A 20,789-nucleotide genomic window follows, 5' to 3' on the forward strand; every position below is an offset into this window, starting at 1 on the left:
TTTCGTGAATTCGTATTCTCGTAAATGAATTATTTATTCGTATAGAGTCTTCAAAATAAAATCTTTTTATAATAATAAATCCCTAAATCATTCCTCTCTAATATAGCAACACAAGGCAGTTAAGCTCAATGAAAACACAAATTCAAGCGAGAAATCGTTTTCTAAAATCATTGACTTACTATTTTTCGAGGAATATAATAAATAACATCGTTTATGAATACGTATTCTCGTTATATTCACAAAGGAGGTTATAAAGACGTTTTAACTTTATTTGTTTCGCTTTTCCAATTCATAAACCATCCCTTTTACAATATTATTTTACTACATTTAGAGAATAGGTGATAACAATGCATATGTTTAAAAATAAAAATTACTGGTTTTCATCCGGCTATTTATTTCTTTTCTTTATTACATGGTCAGTTTGGTGGTCTTTTTATTCCATTTGGTTAAACGGGACGCTCGGTTTAACGGGGTCTCAGACAGGCACCGTTTTTTCAATCAATTCCTTTCTGTCATTGATATTTATGCTCCTATACGGTGTTATTCAGGATAAAATCGGCACCAAGAAACATTTAATCTGGTTTCAGAGTATTTTTCTAATCGGAACAGGGCCGTTTATCATTTATGTATACGAACCGCTCCTGCAGTCAAACTTTACGCTCGGTGCTATTCTAGGCGGTATTTATTTTGGAGCCGGTTTCATTGCAGGGGTTGCGTTCCTTGAATCATACGCCGAGAAACTAAGCCGGAAATTCAAATTCGAATATGGGACATCAAGAATGTGGGGATCCATTGGATACGCATGTGCTACTCTAACTGCTGGATTATTGCTCAGCATTAACCCTCATCTTAATTTCTGGATTGCTTCTGTTGCAGGGATTGGCTTCTTTCTTCTAAACTGCTTCTTTAAAGTCGATGTAAATGAAGTAGAGGAAGATAAAACAGCAAGCTTACGCATAAAGGATATTGTTTCCATTGTTAAAGTGAAAAAGTTCTGGTATTTTGTTTTATTTCTTTTTGGAACTGCTTGTATTTACACGATTTATGATGTTCAGCTGTTTCCAGTTTATTTCACACAGCATTTCACCGATACAGAAATCGGATATCAAGTATTTGGGTATTTAAATTCATTCCAGGTTTTTCTTGAATCAGCCATGCTGTTTGCAGCACCCTTTATTGTTAATAAAGTCGGAGCGAAGCAATCATTGATTTTAGCTGGTGTTATTATGGGTACTCGTATTATAGGCTCTGCACTTGTCGACAGTACTATTGCTATTTCTTTGATCAAGCTTCTTCACGGGATTGAACTGCCTATCCTGCTCATTGCTATTTTTAAATATATTGCACTCAATTTTGATCAAAGGCTTTCTGCTACAATTTACCTGATTGGTTTTAAAATATCAGGTGAAATCGGTGTTATTGCTTTTTCGTCTGTAATTGGCAAGCTTTACGACAGCACTGGTTTTATAACGACATTTTTTGTCCTTGGCACAATTGTTTATATTTTCACAGTTGCTGCTATCTTCTTCTTAAGTAATCACAAATCAAAACGAAATGAGGTTATTCCATATGAAACAGCCGAAGACACACAATGAACAGCTTTTACTCGCTAATCAATCAGTAGCAAATTCAAAAGACGAGTTAAAAGATGCTTCATATCGTCTCAACTATCATTTTATGGCTCCTGTAGGTTGGTTAAATGACCCTAACGGCCTTATCCAACATAATGGGATTTACCATTTATTTTACCAGTTCAACCCGTATAGCTTTCACTGGGGGCCGATGCACTGGGGACATGCCACAAGCACAGATCTTGTTCACTGGAACCATGAACCAGTTGCCTTAGCCCCATCTGAAGCCTATGAGTATGATGAAACCAAAAGCGAAATGGGGTGTTTCTCCGGCTCTGCAGTAATGAACGGCGATGTCATGACGCTGTTTTACACAGGTCATCTAGAAGGAAAAGAAAATAAGGAAGTACAGGCTATTGCAACTTCAACAGACGGGATACATTTCACAAAACATCCTGCAAATCCAGTTATCAGTGAAAGTCCTGAAGGTTTAAGCAATGAATTCCGGGACCCGAAAGTATGGAAACACGGAAAATTCTGGTATATGGTTGTGGGAACAGCCATAGATAAGGATGGAGCAATTGTACTATACAAATCCAGCAATCTTACGGAATGGGAATATGTAGGCATTGCTGCGAAAAGTGACGGCACTCAGGGTGATATGTGGGAATGTCCAGATCTATTTCCGCTTGGCAATAAGTATGTATTGATTACATCTCCAATGAATATGGATAATGGAAAAAGTACAGTTATGACAGGCAGTATGGATTATGAAAAAGGAATTTTCACACCCGAATCACAGCGGGAAATTGACTATGGAATTGACTTCTATGCTGCACAGACTTTTGAGGACGAGAAAGGACGGCGTATCCTTATTTCCTGGATGGATTTTCCTTTTACAGAATTCCCATCCAAAGCTGATAAGTGGTCCGGCGCAATGACAATCCCTCGCGAGCTCACATTGGGTGAGGACGGATTCGTACGCTCCCATCCGGTTCAGGAACTAAATACACTCCGGGATATCCATAAACATTATGATAAACTTATGCTATCAAAGGATGATACTTATAATCTTAATTCCAATGTTTATTTCAAACACAGCTATGAGCTGAAATGCAAATGGACATTACCAGAAATTGAAAAAGGCGGAAAAGTCGGCTTGCGTCTACGTCAATCAAAGGATGGATCTGAGCAGACAAATGTTTTCTATGACTCAGCAACGAATGAAATAATTGTCGATACAACAAATGCAGGAGAACTTTCACATAAAGCTGTTAATAAAGCACCCTTGCGTACTAAAAATAACGAAATTGCACTTCATGTGTTTGTCGATACATGCTCTGTTGAGGTATTTGTAAACGATGGTGAAGCAACTCTCTCCACAAGAATTTATCCAGATCTCGCAAGCAATGGCATAGAGTTATATACAGAAGAAATGGAAGCGATGGTAGAATATACTGATATTTGGTCGCTTAAAAATACCGGGATTTCATAAGATGAAATTTAAATCAATAAATGAGGTTTTATGGACCATTATCTATGCTAAAAATAGCTATGTATTATTGTAAGAAAAAAGCAGAATAACTGATTTACTTGATACTAAAAAAATGAAACGGATCTTTCATAACGGGCGAACTAATTTCGCTCCCGCTTATGAAAGATCCGTATTATTATAACAAGCATAATTTTATGCGCCCTGTCTTTCTTTACAATTCACGCTTATCAATCGGTCTGCTTTTCAGCAGAATACCTTGCTTTCCGAACATTTTTTACCCAGGCCCGATCTTCGTCCATCATTTTTTTAGCAGCATAAACCGTTAGAACCTGAATAATAATAATTGGTATCCCCATTAATCCCGATAGCACTTCCAGCGGAGAAAGGCCTCCTACACTCATAAGCGTCAGAGCAAGCACTGTAATCAAAACTGCCACTAAGATCCTTAACGATTTATAAGGGGCAGATTTCGTCATATCCTGATTAGACATATAGGTTGCTACGGTATAAGTTGTTGAATCTAATGTAGTAATTAAGAAAACCGTCGCAATAATCGTAAATAAGATGATAGTTAATGCCGGTAATGGCAACGAACTCAAAATAGCAGGAATCGATTGCTCCAAGCCTTGATTTTGAACAATATCCAGAACCGGCACTGCATCTGTCACCTGCCTGTGAACACTTAGTCCTCCAAGGACACCTGTCGCAATCCAGGATAATAGTGTAGGCGCCAATAGATACGTTAAAATCATTTCTTTAATCGTTCTGCCTTTGGATACGATCGCTGCAAAAACACCGTGAAGCATCGCCCAGGTTGCATTGTAAGCAAACCAAAAGACGGTATGGCTTTCAATATGTGTACTGCCCTCCATATCAAGTGAATTAGTATACAGAGAAAAGTTCATATAATTAGTGATTAAATAACGTACGGAATCAGAAAAGAAATTCATAATAAAGATTCCTGGCCCAATTACAAGAATAAGGAGAGCAAAAGCTCCTGCAAGATACATATTCAATGTACTTAACCGTTTGATTCCTTTATCAATCCCCACATAAGCACTGATGGAAAACCCTAAAACCCACACTAATGTAACAATCACAGTAAATGGAAATGTCACCTCAATATTCAATATATCCGCCAGATTATACGTAACAATCGGTGTACCAAGACCTAAGGTCACTGCGGCTCCAGCTAAAATACTGACTAAGAAAAGGATATCAAGAATAACCCCGCCTATTCCGTCTGTAAACTTGTCACCGAATATAACGCGGCACGCCTCTGAAATACGCATTTTTGGTTTCTTTCGGACATACAAAAGATATCCCATCGCCGGAGCTACCATAACAAAGACGGCAAAGGTCTGAAAGGTCCATAAAAACATGCTGTAGGAATTCCCGGCAAGAATTGCTTCCATTGATCCTGCTTCCAATCCAAATGGCGGATCATTTGCAACCTCACTCCATTGCGTCAGACCCGTCCGCATGATAGTTGAACCAAGGCCCATCGCAACTAAAATAGATGCATATTCAAACAAGTTGTACCTTGGTTTCTTTGCCGGATCTCCTAAAACTACTTTCCCATACTTAGAAAATGAGAAATACACTGCGGCTATAACGATTAAAAGGGCATACCATAAATAACCCCATTTAAAGGAATCTACTAATGTATTAAAAATACTGTCCAATAATTCCTTAGATTCACTTGTATACACTGCAAATAGAGCACTAAAGATTGCTATAATCACAATAGAAGGAATAACAATGCTTTTCTCCACCAAGCTTTTTTTCTTCTGTCGTCCTGGCGCTTCCATTTTAAGCTCTCCTTTCTCTACTACCTGATTAAAAAAATAGATATTAATATTACACATGTTTTTTACACCTACTAATACCACAGAAGAAAAGTTATAAAACATCGGAGAGATAGAAGCACACTGCAATCAACATATTTTTATGGATGGCTATCTGTGATTAAATTTTACATTTATCTTCCATATTAAATGTTATTTACGAAAATATGTACCAGCTCACTATAGTCAGACAATATAGAAATCATTTTACAATCAGGCGTCCTTAAAGATAAATAATAAAAAAGGATTCAGACAAATATCAAATCTTTAACTTGATATTTGTCTGAATCTCCTTTTAACGTCATGTTCTTATATAATTTATTTCTTTATATTATTCTAATTTAAAAATGTTATGTCAATTCTACTATATAGTCAAACTTATCTCCACGCGCAATACCCAGTGTATATCCAATCAGATACTCATTATGATAAGCATATCGTTTAATCATCATTGCTGACTGATTAGAAGGTAATTGAAAATGCTTCGCTTCTTCTTCACGTAATGTAGTGGCTTTAAAGCTTTCAATTGCCTTTGTAACTCCAAGCGAATAGTCCTCTATAAAAATTTGGTACATCGATCTTGACTCTAAATCTTCTTTTGAGAGGTTTGGAAAAAACTTTTTCGGCAAATAAGTTGTCTCATAAAGCAAGGGCTCATCATCGGCAAGTTGCAGCCGGACCACTTTAATAACTATTTCGAAGGGAGAAATTTTTAATTTACTTGCCAGCCGGTCATCTACGACTGTCTCTTCAAAATTCAAGACAACTGTAGAGGGAACCTTTCCATTCTTTTTCATCTCTTCTGTGAAACTATAAAGTTTTACAAGATGCTGATTATAGCGTTTTGATGATACAAACGTTCCTGCACCATGCACCTTATAAATATATCCTTCTCTTTCCAATTCTTGCAAGGCCTGACGCACAGTGATTCTGCTCAGCTTATAAATTTCACATAGCTCCCGTTCCGGAGGCAGTCTTTCTCCTTCAAGATAATAACTTTCATCTATTTTTTTTATTAAATCCTCCATTAATTGTAAATAAAGAGGCAATCTATTATTTTTATCCATTACTTCATATCTTCCCTGCACATATATTCTTTATCCATGAAATACATACATGAATAAAGGAGGTTAATAAAATACTGCTAAATTACTGCGATTATATCATAGGAAAGAATAGATATATATGGCTTATTCCAGAACCAGCAATAAAAATTCGCAGTTATTAAATCCAGAACCAGCACACTGCCTATAACCAACTACTATTTCCTTCTCTCTAAAACAGTCTTGTTATTCAGATTCATCCTGCCCAGGAACAAATAGCTTTACATCGTCTATTACCGCAGAACCTTCATAATAATTAATATGAGGTATACCCAACAGAAAATAATCTGGATAAGCAGAATCCTCGGGCCATTGTTCAACAGAATAGCTGCCATGAGGACCTTCAAAAGTTAATGTAGAATTGAACTCTCCATTATATTCTTCTGACGTATTATTGTAGTGCCAAATTGGCCTTCCATCTTCAATAAAATCTCTTTCATATCTAAATGTTTGCTGACCAACATGCTTGAAGTTGCCGGACATCTCCATTACATAGCTGTTATCTGTACGTTCTATTGCGAATGTATAAGATTCTTCCGGCATAAGCTCAGGCTGTATTTCTGCATTGGAAATAATAGAGTATTCTGTATCACTATCATAGAAAGAACCACATTCTGTTTCAAACATAAACGAATTATAGCCAATAGATTCATCTCTAAACGTATCACCTGCAAAAAAGATTCCATTAATTGCATTATTGGAACTTTGTTCATCTGCCTGACTGTATAATTCACCGTTTTTGGGATTACAAACAGCATAATCACTATTCCAGGATGAACTAACATTATATGCATCCATTCCAACTTTACGATGATTATGGATAAAAACATTATTATGTGGAGCCGGATTCTCATAATCCATAATGGACAAGAAATAATATCCATTTTCTTTCGTAACATCTCCAAAGTTCGTATTAAGATGACTGGATTCTCCCGAGAAATCTCCTTGACGCTTCCATGGGAAATTCGATTTTCTCTCATCGATTGTATATCCATTGTGTTTATCATCATAATCAAAGGTTCCGTCTCGCTTTCCTCCATAATCTATTCCTTTTAAAATATATTCGACACGATATTGAGATGGCAGTGCTTCTGTTGATCGAATAATCAAACCAGAATCAAAGCTGGTAGACAGTTCAGCAGCTTGTTGGCCGTCCTTACTTACATTAGTCAATGAAGCTTCCGTATCGGGCTGACCATCTCTATCATAATCCCGAACAGCAAATTCAGCTGTCAGCCACCCATCTTTACCAAAGCTGACCCTTTTCCTCAATAAATCAAAGCTTTCCAGCTGCTTCTCAAAATCAACTCCACCTTGAATTTGAAAAAATTCCCCATCGTCATCTAAATGATCTACATGCCAAGGGCTATTATCTCCATAATTGTCTATTTCCCATGGTATGTCATCAAATGATAATAAATCTTGAAAATCTTCATGGTACATCAACTTCCATCCATCTTTTTCTTCTGCAGCTGCAATTTTGCTATCTATAAAAGTAAAAAACAGCAAAAATACCAACCCTGTAAAGAAAATCTTTCGTTTACGAATCATGTAAGTTGTTCCTCCTTTAAAAAGTTTTTACTTACTATAAGGGAGCACTCTTAATTAAAGATTAATTCTGTATATTGAAATCACATTGAACTTATTTATTTAATAGATGCCTGCTTCTTTTTATAAAAAATACTTAACAGGACTAATGCAATCACCGCTAATATAAATCCTGGAATCGGTATTTTCAAAGTAAAGAACAATTTAATTAGTGCGAGGACAATAATACCATCTGGAACCAGGAAGGCCAGACCTTCTACTCCATAAATATCTAATCCAAATAAAGGATAGAAAAGTGCAACTGGTATTGTCAGGATGATACCATATACACATCCAGATACCATTGCTCCTCTTCTGCCTCCCATGGCATTCCCAAATATACCTGCAATACCTCCTGTAAAGAATCCACCAATAATTGATGGCAGAGGAACAATTGTGCCAAATAGTATGGAAATAAACATTCCAATGACCATACCTATGATAGAAAAGATGAACCCTAACATCAGCGCATTCGGTGCATATGGAAAGAAAATAGGTACATCCAGAGCAGGCTTAGCTCCAGGGACAAGCTTTAAAGCAATCCCTCTAAAAGCAGGAACAATTTCACCAAGAAACATTCTGACACCTTGTAATAGAACAAGTACTCCCGCAGCAAATCCTAGAGCATTTAGTGTACTAAACACAAGATAGTTCTGTCCGTCAGATAATGGATTCACTATTTCCGGTCCTGCAAATAAAGCAGTAATAATATAAATCACAAACATAACAATTGATACGGAAACTGCTGTATCTTTAAAAAAGCTTAATTTCTCCGGCATCTTAATCGATTCACTATCATGCGCTTTATTCCCTGCCGCTTTCCCAACCAAAGCGGATAACACGACCCCAGTTGTTGTCAGATGTCCATAGGCTACTTTATCATTACCTGTGATTTTTCGGACAATGGGTTGTGCAATTGCCGGCAATAATACTAATGTCATTCCATGAATCAATGATCCAAAAATAATTCCATTTGTTTCAGATACACCTAGGTCGTAGAAAGCCCAAGCCAGCGCCCCTGCCAAAATCCACATCATATGTCCGGTTAAAAAAATATACTTAAAAGGTGTAATACGAGCCAACAACACATTTGTTAAAAAACCAAATAATAAAATAAAAGATGTCATTCTCCCAATAGCTGTTACGGAGTCAACAAGAGCTGCTACAATAGCTTCATCTACTGGAACAACTCCCTTTAAATTAAATGCTTCCTCAAACATTGCTGCAAAAGGAGCTAAATTTGTAACGATTAATGATGAGCCTGCTCCTAAAATGAGTATACCTAAAATCGTTTTTATCGTGCCTTTTACAACTTCTGTCACTTCTTTCCGTTGCAGTAATAAGCCGAGCAATGCTACAAGACCTAGAGTAATGGCTGGGACTGTTAAAGTTTCTGCTATTGCCCTTAACATTTTTGGACCTCCTTATATTGGCAAATCAATTATTTCAGCATTGTTTAAAAACGAGTCCTTCATTACTCTTTTTGGTTTAAATATCCAAGTAGTTTTTTCTCTATTTCGTCATCATCTGTAAGGTTATGAATATATATTTTATCTATCTCTACTCCTTCCAGCGCTGATTCTAAATCCGCTGAAGCCATAATTAAATCTGCTGTTCTTCCTTTTGCTGATCCGGCGTCAAGTGCACTTACTTCCGCTTTTATCCCTTCTTTTGCCAATATATCGTCAACTGTCATTTTAAGCATTAAACTCGTTCCAAATCCCATCCCGCATACTGTAATAATTTCCATAATGAATCCCTCCGTTTATAAGTTTATAAGCAAGTTATCCTATTTCGATACTTTTCTATATGCTGCCTATTTATTTGATCACCTTGATCTAAATTAGAACTGACATATACAGGAGGCGCTTCTCCACTCTTTACAAGATTATCAATTACTTGGACAACAACACTTTGCAGGATAGTGAATCCAATAATTGATGAAGTCGGTCCGAATTTTGCTTCCAGTCCATGAACTTCCATAATTGCGTCCCCGGCATTGCCGTGATTATCCAATACAACATCAGCTAATTGATAGAGTTTTTTACCGTCTTTATGTCTGGATTCCACTTCTTCTGTAAACGCCATTGATGTCAATACAATGACTCTCATTCCTTTTTCTTTCGCTTCAAATGCCATTTCAATCGGGACAGCATTTCTTCCGGATGTAGATACAATTAACATTACATCTTGAGATGCCACATTTTCGTTATTAAGTACCACCTTGGCCAGCCCCTCCTGTCTTTCTGAGAAAGTGCTTAACGGAGCCGACGGAGCCAATGATAACGGCGGTGATAAAATTGCATTAATCGGCACCAAACCTCCCGCACGATAAAATAGCTCCATGGCATACATCTGTGAATGACCGCACCCAAATACATGTAATACACCATTATCTTTTATCGATGTTTCAATAATTTTAGCTGCTTCCAAAATGTTCTTTTCTTCTTTCTGTGAAACTTCTTTTAAGATATCTTCTACTTTTGAAAAAAATTGTTTGTATAACATAAACTACTCCTCCAATTTCTTTTTAATCATTTCTAATACTTTCTTTACATCCGTTGCCGTTCTGATTCTCTCGACCAGTTGCCCATCCTTCAATATTTTCATTAGCTCCGCCATTAATTGCAGATGAGAATCATGATCTACAGCCCCCAGAGCAAATAATAAGTCAACCGGGTCTTTATCACCTGCTCCAAATTCAATTGGCTTTTCAAGCGTAAGTAAACTTAAACAAATCTCGTTCACGTTTCCTTCAGGTCGCGCATGAAATAATGCAATGCCCGGAGCAATTACAATATAAGGGCCAAACTCATGCACAGACGCTATCATGTCTGCTATATACTCCTTTTTAATAGATTGATTATCCAATAATAGTCCGCCGGCTTTTTTTGCTGCCTCCCCCCAATCGATAGCGCTTTCATTTAATAGAATCGTGTTTTGGCTTAAAGCTTGATAAATCATCTTTTCCCCGCTTTCTTGTATAAAATATAAAATCTCCATCCAAATTGGTTATGTTGACATAACCAATTTGGATATTTATAAAAGGTCTTCTAGATTTATAGTAGACCTTTATCCTTACAAGCTATGTCATTATCACTATTGGTTATAACCAATTTAAATACATTCTAAATGAAAACGCTTTATTTGTAAACCCTTATTTTTGAATTTTTATGAGATTACGCGTCAAAAACATATGTAATTTTTGATTCTTTTTTATATCATAAAAATGGTGACTGCTATAATAACGATACTTTTCAGCAAAATAAACAGTCTCTCTTTATACTGTCATTCATGAACAAAGAGAAACTGTAAATACCATCTATATGCTAACCCTTCATCTCACTTGCCAAAAGCAAGCTGTACACGGTATCCAAACAAGGTGTATTAAGGTCATGCTCTCTGCTCTTCTCATATAAAAAACCTTGAATATACTCCACTTCCATTGATTGCCCATTTATCATATCGTAATACATACTTGTTCCCATCTGAGAAGGATATCCAGCGTAAATCTTCATAATTTCCTCCAGCACCTTTTCCTGGAAATAAACACCTTCTGCTGCTGCAATTTCAACTCCTTCTTGAATTAATCTTTTACACAGGCTCTGTACTTTTTCCTCCTGCAAAATAAGTGCTGTATTTCTGCTGAGTGCGGTTACAGAATTAATTGCTACATTAACGATCAGTTTATACCAAACCTCATTACGATAGTCAGATTGTAATTGGATATCGAGATTACTTGCAGCAATCACTTTCTTTAATTTTTTGGTTACGGTATTCTCCGGTAAAATCAGGGTTCGGTCACGAAAATGCATGACTACATTTCCTTTCTTTTGCCCGCTAATATAAACAACAGCCTGATAAGTATTGCCCGGGAGCTGGAATTTTCCCAACTGTCCATAGCCATTCTGACAAAGAATACAAACAGTATCTGCATGCATCAGCTTATCCAAGTGTGGCATAATCCCTTCCAATTGTGTTCCTTTCACTGCGATAAATAAATAATCAAAAACAGTTTCCACTTCAGAAATAGCCTCTACAGGAAAAGTGGTACTTTCTGGATCTTCTACGCGTTCAATACACACTTTCCCCTCTTTTCTACCCAGAAATGTCACATGATAATCGCTGTTTTGTAATGATTCGCCGATGACAGCACCGACTGCACCTGGTCCAATAACTCCAAACTTATACATTTTTACCTCTCCTCCTTTTCCTCAAGCTAATAACTTGCCATTGTGAATCTATACAGATAATTTTATAATAAGAAAAAGAATAAAAATAGTAGGTGATCCAAAAGTGAAACTTCTTAAAGATTTCATGGAAATGAAAAATAACGGAGAGAAGATAACAATGCTCACGGCATATGACTTCCCAAGCAGCAAGCAGGCAGAACAGGCCGGGCTGGATATCATCCTTGTCGGAGACTCACTCGGCATGACGGTACTTGGTTATGAAAGCACCGTTCAGGTGACACTAGATGATATGAAACATCATGGCAAAGCTGCACGCCGGGGAGCAAATGATACATTCATGGTCGTTGATATGCCCTTTGGAGCAGCTGGTGTAGACGAAAAAATAGATATGCAGCATGCAATTGAATTATATCGGGAAACAAAAGCCAATGCACTAAAAATTGAGGGGGCACATACCGCTCCTTTAATTAAAAAATGCACACAGAATGGAATTCCGGTCGTCGCTCATCTGGGCTTGACCCCGCAAAGCTTTGGCATTACCGGCTATAAGCTTCAAGCAGCATCTAAAGAAGAAGCTGAGACGTTAATTGAAGAAGCAAAGCTGGTCCAGCAAAGTGGAGCTGTCATGCTTGTGCTGGAAGCAATCCCCAGTGACCTTGCAGCAACCATCTCAAGAAATTTATCCATTCCCGTCATTGGTATCGGGGCTGGGGCAGATACCGATGGGCAAGTACTTGTTTATCACGATGTGTTAAACTATGGTGTGGACCGTAAGCCGAAGTTCGTAAAACGCTACGGAGACTTTACAACTGGTGTGGATGCATTAAAAGCTTACCACGAAGAAGTTAAAGCAGGCATCTTCCCTTCGCCTGAATTTACGTATAAGAAACAAATTATGGATGAGGTAGACGCATGACCCAACGAATAACAACAGTACAAGAAATGAAAGATATTGTAAGAGCATTAAAAAAAGAACAAAAGCAAATCGGCTTCGTTCCTACGATGGGAGCCTTACATGACGGTCATTTAACAATGGTTAAGACCTCATTGAAAAAAAATGACATCACTGTTGTCAGCGTATTTGTAAATCCGCTTCAATTTGGCCCGAATGAAGATTTCGATGCTTATCCAAGAGATATTGAGAGCGATCAGGAAAAATTGGACGCACTTGGAACCGATTATGTTTTCTATCCAAGTGTGGAGGAAATGTATCCAAAGCCATTAGCTCTTTCGGTAAAAGTAAACCGCATGGCTGAGGTACTGGAAGGAGCCAAACGCCCCGGCCATTTTGACGGTGTTGTTACAGTTGTAAATAAACTATTTAATATCATTCGTCCCGATTTTGCTTATTTTGGAAAAAAGGATGCACAGCAGCTCGCAATTATCGAAAGAATGGTTGCAGAGTTTAACCATTCAATTGAAATTATCGGGGTTGATACGATCAGGGAAGCAGATGGTTTGGCCAAAAGTTCACGCAATGTATATTTAACTGTACAGGAGCGGCAGGAGGCAGTCCATTTATACCAAAGCCTGATCAAAGCACAAAAGCGATACGATGCCGGGGAAAGAAACAGTGCTGTTCTGATTAATGTAATCAATGAGCACCTTACCAAAAACACCTCTGGAAGTGTAGAGGATATAGCCATTTACAGCTACCCGGAGCTCGTGGAACAGCCACAGATTACCGGTCAAATTTTTATATCTCTGGCTGTGAAATTTTCCAAAGCCAGACTGATTGATAATATTATTATTAAAGGAGACAATCATGATTAGAACAATGATGAACGGCAAGATTCACCGAGCGAGAGTGACAGAAGCCAACTTAAATTATGTCGGCAGCATCACGATTGATGCCGATATTTTAGATGCCGTCGATATATTGCCCAATGAAAAGGTTGCTATCGTGAATAACAACAATGGTGCACGCTTGGAGACCTATGTGATTGCGGGAGAACGCGGGAGCGGTAAAATTTGTCTAAATGGGGCAGCTGCCCGATTGGTACAGATTGATGATGTGATTATTATTATTTCTTATGTACAGCTAAATCAGGAAGAAGTTAAAAAGCATGTGCCAAAAGTTGCTGTGATGAATGAGAAAAATGAAATTGTAGAATTGATTCAGGAGAAGGAAAACCAGCTGGTTTTTTAGACTTTCCGGAAATAAAATAAGCAGAAACGTGCTGCTCTATAAAAAAGAGCAGCACGTTTTATTTAATTCTATTTATTATTGAAGACAAACTCCTGAATTATTCCTTTACTGCTTTTAAAATCCATTCGTCCTGCTTCACTTGTCCGGCTTGATCATTAGGGAGTATCTCCTGATAATCAGAGCTGTTTGTTACAATAACAGGAGTAACTGTCGGATATCCAGCATCTTTAATTTTATCGATATCAAACGTAATAAGCAGTTCTCCCTGCTTGACAGCTTGTCCCTGTTCTACATGCGCTTCGAAGTGCTTCCCTTCCAGATTTACGGTATCCAGACCAATATGGATTAATAACTCCAAACCTTGTTCTGAACGTAAACCAATCGCATGCTTGGTTTGAAATAGTGATTCAATAGACCCGTTAAAAGGAGCAATAACTTCTCCATTCGTTGGTTCAACTGCTATTCCTTTCCCTAAAAGACCTTCTGCAAAAGTTGGATCACTTACCTCTTGAAGCGGTATAACCTTCCCTTCCAACGGACTGTTTACAACTGTCTCTTTGTTTGCAATCTGCTGTCCATCTTCAACAGCTGCAGCTTCTGTCTTTTCTTTTTTAGTTTCCATGTCTTTAAATCCTAGTAAAAATGTTAGCACCATCGTAACTGCTATCGTAATGATTAATCCAATAATTAGATAGATAAATTTCGGTCCACTAAACACAGGCAGACTTGTTAAACCCGGTAACACGAAAGCAGATGCAGTTACACCGAATCCAGTTATAAAAGCTCCTCCAATACCGGAACCAATTAATGCTGCAATAAATGGTTTCTTCAGCCGCAGATTTACCCCGTACATAGCAGGTTCCGTTATTCCAAGGAATGCGGAAACCGTAGAGGAAGCAGCTATTGTTTTCAAATCTTTATTTTTAGTCTTAATAAATACTGCAAGAGCAGCAGCTGCCTGTCCCATATTAGCCATTAGAAATACCGGTACTAAATAATCAAAACCAAGAACAGCAATATTTTGAATGGCAATTGGCATTAATCCGTAGTGCATTCCAACAATAACTAATAGTGGGCGTGTTGCTCCCAGAATTCCTCCTGCAAGAATACCAGCGTGCTCAAACAGCCAGGTAATTCCATCTGCTAACCCTATACCAAGATATGATCCCAGCGGTCCAATAGCCACCAGCTGGAAAGGAATCATAATGAGTAAAACAATGGTCGGTGTAAAAATAACTCGAAGTGCGTTTGGCATAATGGCATCTACCCATCTGTGCACATAGCTTAACAGCCATATGGAAATGATGATAGGAATAACCGTCGAGCTATAATTTATAAACGGCAACGGGATACCAAATAACGATAACCCTTCCGCCCCGCCTTCAGCAATTGCTTTAGCTCCTTCAATTAATGTTGGATACATCAATCCGCCAGCTAATGCAAGCGCAATAAATTCATTTGTTTTAAACTTCCTTGCAGCGGATACAGCAAGAAAGAAAGGCAGAAAGTAGAACACGGCATCCGCAACAATATTTAATACAGTTACAATATCACTATCTGCAGGAGCCCAATTAAATGTCGTGACTAAGCCTAAAATCCCTTTAACTAATCCTGCCCCGGCAATTGCCGGAATAATCGGTGTGAAAATAGAAGCAATTACTTCAAAGAAACGGCCGATAATATTTCCCTTTTTTTCTTCCTGAACAGTTTCGTCATTCTCTCCACTCTGGAAGTCACCTTGTTTCTCCAGCTCTTTGTATACTTTCCCTACTTCGTTACCGATAACCACTTGAAATTGTCCACTCTGAATTTGGACACGTATAACACCATCAAGTGATTCAATCTTGTCTTTATCGGCTAAATCATTGTTTTTTAAATTAAAGCGTAATCTTGTATAACAGTGGGTAACACTCCCCACGTTTTCTTCTCCTCCAACAAGAGAAAGAATATCCTTTGCCAGCTTCTGCTGATTCATCCCAAATCCTCCTTTATTTGTATGATTTATAAAAAATTACAAATCCTCTCCATTAGAGGCAATGACCTTTTGGTACCAATAAAAACTATCCTTCTTAATTCTCCGCATATCCTTAAAATCGAAATCTTCCCGGTTAATGTAAACAAAACCGTAGCGCTTCTCCATACCATTCCGGCCGCTGACCAGATCCATAAATGACCATGCACAGTAGCCTAACATTGGCACGCCATCATTAATAGCGAGCTTTACCTGTTTAATGTGCTCTCTCAAATAAGAGATCCGGTAATCATCCCGGACAATGTCTTCATCCTCCAATTTATCGTAAGCTCCAATGCCGTTTTCTGTAATAATCATTGGCAGCTTATAGCGGTCGTAAAGCTCCCGCAATGTCAATCGCAGCCCGACAGGATCAATTTCCCAGCCCCAATCTGTTGCAGCCAGATTTTCGTTCTTAACAACCTCGAAAACTCCAGCCTCTGCTTCTGGAAGAAGAGATTTTTTTTGATAACCAATCGGAAATTCTTCTGTAGCAGGAAAAGCACGAACTGCTTCAGAGAAGTAGTAGTTTACTCCCAGCATGGTAGGCGGATATTTTTTCATTAATTCCAAATCACCATCTTCAATAGCCGGAGTAAAATTCCTCTCTTCCAGGTATCTTTGAAAGCTATAGCTATATTCTCCATGGCAATGCAAATCCATTAAATAATTGTGTTTAATTAACATCGCATCTTTACTCGCAAGAATGTCATCTGGATGGGAGCTTGCAGGATGAACCATAGAATAAGAAACGGCAGGACCAATCTTTCCTTCCATACCTAATTCATGGAATGTTTTAATGGTAATTGCGGTTGCCACACACATATGGTGATTTGCCTGATATCCGAGTCTCAGCTGTTCATAATGATCCTCGCCGGTTAACCCTAGCCGCGACGGAATACGAACCACATGATCCTGTTCATTAATAGTCAGCCAGTATTTGACGCGGTCCCCATATGTTTTAAATAAGAACTCTGCATAGGCCCGGTAATCCTCAATACTTTCTCTTGAAATCCATCCTCCGTATTGCTCGACAAGACTTTGCGGATAATCAAAATGGTATATAGTCACTAATGGCTCAATTTGATGTTTTACCAAGGCGTCAATTAATCGATTGTAAAAATCTACTCCAGCTTGATTGACCTCACCATTTCCTTTTGGGAAAATACGTGTCCAGGCAATGGAGAAACGGTAAACTTTCAAACCCAGCTCTGCCATGAGGGCAACGTCTTCCTCTATATGATGATAATGATCGGCAGCAACAGAGAAATCTGTTATAGCAGGATTCTTTGGCATTACATCGATAACCGAGAGTCCTTTTCCATCTTCTTTAACTGCTCCTTCCACCTGAAAGGATGCTGTCGCAGCTCCCCATAGAAAACCCGGATCAAAAGAAGTATATGCTTTATGTTCCATTGATAAATTCCTCCCTATTGTGAATAAGTATTATATTGATTTAGAAGCTTTCAGCAAATAAAAATAGACCAGGAAAGATGAATCTAGCTATTACAAATTGCTATTTTTTAGCATGTACGATTAACCCCATAACATACTGGCTTTATCCGCTTTCAAAACACCAAAAATCATTAAATTATATGGATGTTTCTGGCTAAGCTTCTTTATAGTTCTAAGATAATAGTAAGAACGCAAAAAGACCATTTAGTTTTTTTAACTGAAAATCGGTAAAAAAACTAAATGGTCTCTATTAATTAAATATCTTCTTGAATTCAAGGTAGCCCTTAACCCTTCCTAATTGATTACTCTGATTTGGCTCCATTAAAAAACGAATAAACTGGTAGTAGGAATGAGATAAAGCATAATCATTTTTATAGTAGAACGAGATAACAATGGTGTGAAGTGTTTTATTCCTATATGTTATACTCTTTGGCAATTTACCAATGATGATCCTTGACCGGCCTGGGCGCTCTTCCATAAAAGAAATATATGCTGTTTTCGTATCATTAGGTATAAAATGATTACCCATCATCACCCCATTATCCAGCATTTTCTCATATCCGAACTGTTCAAGAAGATAATGTACGCAGTCATCGAACTCCTTCAAACTTTCAGGAATCTGAAGAAAATGATTTTGCCCAACAGCTATACTTTCCATCTCTCTCAGTCTTTTCATTTTAGACTGATTTAAGTAATCATTCAGAAGCGACTGTAAAAAATTCTGCTCTGTTTTCCCAAACAAAGACTGAATGAAAACAATATTCCAACCACGACTTACATTAATTTGCTCGGTTGTTAAAATCACATCCACATCATTTAAAAATAATTCATCTTTTTCTTCAAATAAGTAAGTTGGTATTGCATTTACAATCCGGACAGATGCTCCCATCAGACGCACAACTTCAGACACAATCCAATTTACAAGTGCTGTATGTTCATCTGAAATAAGTAATAGCTTTAAAGGGGGGTCTTCCGTTTCCAATAAGTTGCCCAGGAAAAGCGTGATATAAGCCAGTTCTGCATCTGAGTACGTCGTTTCCATATCCTGCAAGCAAGGCTGACAAAAAGCTACAATGCTGGCCGACATCGGAAACATTCGGTTAATTTGCCGCTTATTAAAATTGGTATAGTCATGACCATTTTTTGCCCGTTGATTTAACTGGTTAATATAGAACAGAAAATTTTTCTCAAAGTCAGGATACTTTATGAGATCAACCTGAAAGAATTCTTTTACTACATGAGTGAACAGCGATACAATTTTTTGGTCCGCTGCATCCCAATTCTCATTTGTATAAGGATAAAGATGGTTTTGTTCCATGATAAATTGTTGTATATAGACCAAATCTGCATTTGTAAAAGCTGTTGTCCCCATCTCCGATTTCAGGTGCTCCTCTAACCCCTTCATCATTGATGAAAGCGGCACTTCTGTTTGATTATCCGCAAAATGATACCCTAACTGATTCCGAATGGCAGTTATTAAAAGACCCGCGCTTACCAATCCAAATGCTTTTCCAGAAATGATAAACTGATATTTCACGATAGCTTCTTTTAACATTTTATTCATTTGAAAATATATCTCAAATATACAAAAATCCTTTTCCGGGAATACATGCTGTAGCGTCTTCTCCAAATTCAATCCTTGAAGGACCATCTTAGCCAAAAAGTAACGGATTCCCTCTTCACTTCCTTCAAATTTCAGACCCTTCGTGCTGGAAACGGTAAAACGGATACCGGACATTCTGCTAATCAGCTTCTTAATCTCCGTTACATCCAAGTTAATCGTTGATTTGGAGACATAGAGCCTGTCAGCAAGTTCTTCCATACTTACATAATCTGATTCAAAGCAAAGCATCCCCATGATTGTGTAAATCCTATCCCAAATGACATGATTCTCTATATTGTTTTTGTCCACAAATATTGGATTTACTAATAACTTTTTAATCGTTTCTTCTTCCCCTTGCTCTATATAACATTGACTCTTCTTTGAAATGTGTACCTGTGTTCCCGTTTCAGAAAGAAGGAGATTTATATTTTCCAGTTCCATCCGGATGGTGCGAATAGAAGCCTGCAGCATGTCAGCGAGCAGATCAAGTTTTATCGGCATATCGGTATACATAATATAGGACAAGATAATTTTTTGCCGTTTACTGAACATCTTCTAACCCTTCTTTCCTTTCTGCTTTTAGAATAATATAGCCTTATTATACTCCTTCTATAGCTTTTCATCTGTTGTAAAAGCCTATGATATATACGCAGGATCCCAAGGCAGTTCATTTCATTAAGCTGTTAACAGCGTCCAAAAACTACACAAATTAGTCATTTTATTTTCATTTACGAGTAGCAAATATATAGTAAAATAGAAGTAATTTCTTACAGAAAATACTCTGGATGCATTTCATTCTAAGCTGAAGTTGGTGTTGAAATGAAAAAGGCGATTTTGGTCAGCTGCGGCTCTCTTTCACTTGGTCTTGGGATAATTGGTATTATTTTACCACTGTTACCTACGACGCCATTTTTGTTATTATCTGCAGCGTGCTATGCAAAAAGCTCAGAAAGACTATACAATTGGCTGCTTGAAAATAAATACTTTGGTTCTTATATTAAAAATTACCGCGCAGGAAAAGGGATTCCGTTAAAAGTGAAAATTACTGCTGTATCCGTTCTATGGCTCTCCTTATCATTTACCATCTTTTTTGTGATTCCGCTGGTTGCCGTGAAGCTTCTGCTTGCGGTGATAGGCTCCTACTTTACTTGGTTTATCCTGAAACAAAAAACACTTAAAAAGCATGCTTTCTAACCATGGTTTTTGCCATGAAGGGCAGAGACTAAGTACGCAACGTCGTGTCGCAACGCCTTTGTGACCAGCACCCTGTAGGCCCGAACATGCTATTTGATTTTGGGGGTAGCTTTCAATAATGACATTTTATGAAATTCTCGTATTTATACATATATTTTCTGCTATTTTAGGGATGGGGCCTGGTTTTGTAATGACTCCAATTGCAAAATAAGCTTCCAATATGACAGAGCTGAGGCATGCGTATGCATTGCGAAACAAGCTGCATCAATTTGTTATGATTGGCGGCACGTTGCTGTTGGTAACCGGATTATGGATGGGATTTTTAAATATGTATCTTTTCCAGCAAGGGTGGTATATTACAAGTTTAATTCTTTTCTTACTTGCTCTGGCTTCCGGTCCTACTGTATTAGTTTCCAGCTCCAAGCCGATTAAAGCTTTATTGAAGGAGCATAAAGGAGAAGACATTCCTGCTGAATATTTCACATTGTCTAAGCGTTTATTTTTCTATGAAAATCTGATTAATACGCTGTTTTTAATTATTATTGCTTTAATGATTACAAAGCCTTTTTGAGTTTAAGGAT

General features: G+C 37.7%; 17 protein-coding genes and 1 pseudogene. 7 read left to right on the forward strand and 11 right to left on the reverse strand.

Annotated elements, in window-relative coordinates; translation table 11 throughout:
* The first annotated feature begins 353 nt into the window (after positions 1–353).
* Together OSO01_RS17970 and OSO01_RS17975 are read left to right on the forward strand one after the other, a co-directional pair.
* Positions 354–1,595, forward strand: coding sequence for an MFS transporter (locus tag OSO01_RS17970; RefSeq protein ID WP_147211908.1), 1,242 nt, complete (start codon positions 354–356; stop codon positions 1,593–1,595).
* Positions 1,570–3,066, forward strand: coding sequence for a glycoside hydrolase family 32 protein (locus OSO01_RS17975; protein ID WP_186813696.1), 1,497 nt, complete (start codon positions 1,570–1,572; stop codon positions 3,064–3,066). Before OSO01_RS17970 ends, OSO01_RS17975 begins: the two co-directional genes overlap by 26 nt.
* 227 nt (positions 3,067–3,293) lie before the next feature.
* On the opposite strand, the gene OSO01_RS17980 is transcribed toward OSO01_RS17975, so the two are convergent.
* The 8 genes from OSO01_RS17980 to OSO01_RS18015 form a co-directional block, all read right to left on the reverse strand.
* A complete protein-coding gene (locus tag OSO01_RS17980) occupies positions 3,294–4,877 on the reverse strand; it encodes a BCCT family transporter (protein WP_147211834.1) in 1,584 nt (527 codons plus the stop codon).
* A gap of 386 nt (positions 4,878–5,263) precedes the next feature.
* On the reverse strand, positions 5,264–5,980 hold the full coding sequence (locus tag OSO01_RS17985; RefSeq protein WP_147211835.1) for a GntR family transcriptional regulator: 717 nt from the start codon (positions 5,978–5,980) through the stop codon (positions 5,264–5,266).
* 222 nt (positions 5,981–6,202) lie between these two features.
* A complete protein-coding gene (locus OSO01_RS17990; protein WP_147211836.1) occupies positions 6,203–7,567 on the reverse strand; it encodes a hypothetical protein in 1,365 nt (454 codons plus the stop codon).
* A gap of 95 nt (positions 7,568–7,662) precedes the next feature.
* Entirely contained in the window at positions 7,663–9,015 is a 1,353-nt protein-coding gene (ulaA, locus tag OSO01_RS17995; RefSeq protein WP_147211837.1) for a PTS ascorbate transporter subunit IIC, read from the reverse strand.
* A 62-nt stretch (positions 9,016–9,077) separates the two neighbouring features.
* A complete protein-coding gene (locus OSO01_RS18000; protein WP_147211838.1) occupies positions 9,078–9,353 on the reverse strand; it encodes a PTS sugar transporter subunit IIB in 276 nt (91 codons plus the stop codon).
* Positions 9,354–9,376: 23 nt separating this feature from the next.
* Positions 9,377–10,111 carry a sugar isomerase domain-containing protein gene (locus OSO01_RS18005; protein ID WP_147211839.1) on the reverse strand — a complete coding sequence of 245 codons (735 nt, stop codon included), beginning with the start codon at positions 10,109–10,111 and terminating at the stop codon, positions 9,377–9,379.
* Positions 10,112–10,114: 3 nt separating this feature from the next.
* Positions 10,115–10,567: a PTS sugar transporter subunit IIA gene (locus tag OSO01_RS18010; RefSeq protein ID WP_186813697.1), complete on the reverse strand. Its 453-nt coding sequence runs from the start codon at positions 10,565–10,567 to the stop codon at positions 10,115–10,117.
* A gap of 365 nt (positions 10,568–10,932) precedes the next feature.
* Positions 10,933–11,796 (reverse strand): oxidoreductase, encoded by an 864-nt coding sequence (locus OSO01_RS18015; protein WP_147211841.1) that lies wholly within the window; start codon positions 11,794–11,796, stop codon positions 10,933–10,935.
* Between the two features lie 124 nt (positions 11,797–11,920).
* Between OSO01_RS18015 and panB the strand changes: the two genes are divergently transcribed.
* From panB to panD, 3 genes are read left to right on the forward strand one after another with little or no spacing between them, the layout of a single operon-like run.
* Positions 11,921–12,712 (forward strand): 3-methyl-2-oxobutanoate hydroxymethyltransferase, encoded by a 792-nt coding sequence (gene panB, locus OSO01_RS18020; protein ID WP_147211909.1) that lies wholly within the window; start codon positions 11,921–11,923, stop codon positions 12,710–12,712.
* The gene (gene panC, locus OSO01_RS18025) at positions 12,709–13,569 is read left to right on the forward strand and encodes a pantoate--beta-alanine ligase (RefSeq protein WP_147211842.1); all 861 of its coding nucleotides are present in this window, start codon (positions 12,709–12,711) and stop codon (positions 13,567–13,569) included. Before panB ends, panC begins: the two co-directional genes overlap by 4 nt.
* The gene (panD, locus tag OSO01_RS18030) at positions 13,562–13,945 is read left to right on the forward strand and encodes an aspartate 1-decarboxylase (protein WP_147211843.1); all 384 of its coding nucleotides are present in this window, start codon (positions 13,562–13,564) and stop codon (positions 13,943–13,945) included. The genes panC and panD overlap by 8 nt, the downstream gene beginning before the upstream one ends.
* A 97-nt stretch (positions 13,946–14,042) precedes the next feature.
* On the opposite strand, the gene OSO01_RS18035 is transcribed toward panD, so the two are convergent.
* The 3 genes from OSO01_RS18035 to OSO01_RS18045 form a co-directional block, all read right to left on the reverse strand.
* Positions 14,043–15,920, reverse strand: a complete 1,878-nt coding sequence (locus OSO01_RS18035) for a beta-glucoside-specific PTS transporter subunit IIABC (RefSeq protein WP_147211844.1) — start codon at positions 15,918–15,920, stop codon at positions 14,043–14,045.
* A gap of 36 nt (positions 15,921–15,956) precedes the next feature.
* Positions 15,957–17,372: a glycoside hydrolase family 1 protein gene (locus tag OSO01_RS18040; protein ID WP_147211845.1), complete on the reverse strand. Its 1,416-nt coding sequence runs from the start codon at positions 17,370–17,372 to the stop codon at positions 15,957–15,959.
* Between the two features lie 289 nt (positions 17,373–17,661).
* Complete coding sequence (locus OSO01_RS18045; protein WP_147211846.1) at positions 17,662–19,566, reverse strand: BglG family transcription antiterminator; 1,905 nt, start codon at positions 19,564–19,566, stop codon at positions 17,662–17,664.
* A 267-nt stretch (positions 19,567–19,833) separates the two neighbouring features.
* Here OSO01_RS18045 and OSO01_RS18050 point away from each other — a divergent pair, with 267 nt between their 5' ends.
* Both OSO01_RS18050 and OSO01_RS18055 read left to right on the forward strand, forming a co-directional pair.
* Positions 19,834–20,208 (forward strand): YbaN family protein, encoded by a 375-nt coding sequence (locus OSO01_RS18050; protein ID WP_147211847.1) that lies wholly within the window; start codon positions 19,834–19,836, stop codon positions 20,206–20,208.
* A gap of 118 nt (positions 20,209–20,326) precedes the next feature.
* Positions 20,327–20,779 (forward strand): annotated as a pseudogene (locus tag OSO01_RS18055) (DUF2269 family protein).
* Positions 20,780–20,789: the final 10 nt, after the last annotated feature.

Origin of the sequence: Oceanobacillus sojae (assembly GCF_007991515.1) — a bacterium.
GTDB lineage: Bacteria > Bacillota > Bacilli > Bacillales > Amphibacillaceae > Oceanobacillus > Oceanobacillus sojae.

Excerpts from the sequence above, each read along its gene's own strand:
- OSO01_RS17970 (WP_147211908.1), top strand. The coding sequence starts at position 354 with ATGTTTAAAAATAAAAATTACTGGTTTTCATCCGGCTATTTATTTCTT.
- OSO01_RS17975 (WP_186813696.1), top strand. The coding sequence starts at position 1,570 with ATGAAACAGCCGAAGACACACAATGAACAGCTTTTACTCGCTAATCAA.
- OSO01_RS17980 (WP_147211834.1), bottom strand. The coding sequence starts at position 4,877 with ATGGAAGCGCCAGGACGACAGAAGAAAAAAAGCTTGGTGGAGAAAAGC.
- OSO01_RS17985 (WP_147211835.1), bottom strand. The coding sequence starts at position 5,980 with ATGGATAAAAATAATAGATTGCCTCTTTATTTACAATTAATGGAGGAT.
- OSO01_RS17990 (WP_147211836.1), bottom strand. The coding sequence starts at position 7,567 with ATGATTCGTAAACGAAAGATTTTCTTTACAGGGTTGGTATTTTTGCTG.
- ulaA (WP_147211837.1), bottom strand. The coding sequence starts at position 9,015 with ATGTTAAGGGCAATAGCAGAAACTTTAACAGTCCCAGCCATTACTCTA.
- OSO01_RS18000 (WP_147211838.1), bottom strand. The coding sequence starts at position 9,353 with ATGGAAATTATTACAGTATGCGGGATGGGATTTGGAACGAGTTTAATG.
- OSO01_RS18005 (WP_147211839.1), bottom strand. The coding sequence starts at position 10,111 with ATGTTATACAAACAATTTTTTTCAAAAGTAGAAGATATCTTAAAAGAA.
- OSO01_RS18010 (WP_186813697.1), bottom strand. The coding sequence starts at position 10,567 with ATGATTTATCAAGCTTTAAGCCAAAACACGATTCTATTAAATGAAAGC.
- OSO01_RS18015 (WP_147211841.1), bottom strand. The coding sequence starts at position 11,796 with ATGTATAAGTTTGGAGTTATTGGACCAGGTGCAGTCGGTGCTGTCATC.
- panB (WP_147211909.1), top strand. The coding sequence starts at position 11,921 with ATGGAAATGAAAAATAACGGAGAGAAGATAACAATGCTCACGGCATAT.
- panC (WP_147211842.1), top strand. The coding sequence starts at position 12,709 with ATGACCCAACGAATAACAACAGTACAAGAAATGAAAGATATTGTAAGA.
- panD (WP_147211843.1), top strand. The coding sequence starts at position 13,562 with ATGATTAGAACAATGATGAACGGCAAGATTCACCGAGCGAGAGTGACA.
- OSO01_RS18035 (WP_147211844.1), bottom strand. The coding sequence starts at position 15,920 with ATGAATCAGCAGAAGCTGGCAAAGGATATTCTTTCTCTTGTTGGAGGA.
- OSO01_RS18040 (WP_147211845.1), bottom strand. The coding sequence starts at position 17,372 with ATGGAACATAAAGCATATACTTCTTTTGATCCGGGTTTTCTATGGGGA.
- OSO01_RS18045 (WP_147211846.1), bottom strand. The coding sequence starts at position 19,566 with ATGTTCAGTAAACGGCAAAAAATTATCTTGTCCTATATTATGTATACC.
- OSO01_RS18050 (WP_147211847.1), top strand. The coding sequence starts at position 19,834 with ATGAAAAAGGCGATTTTGGTCAGCTGCGGCTCTCTTTCACTTGGTCTT.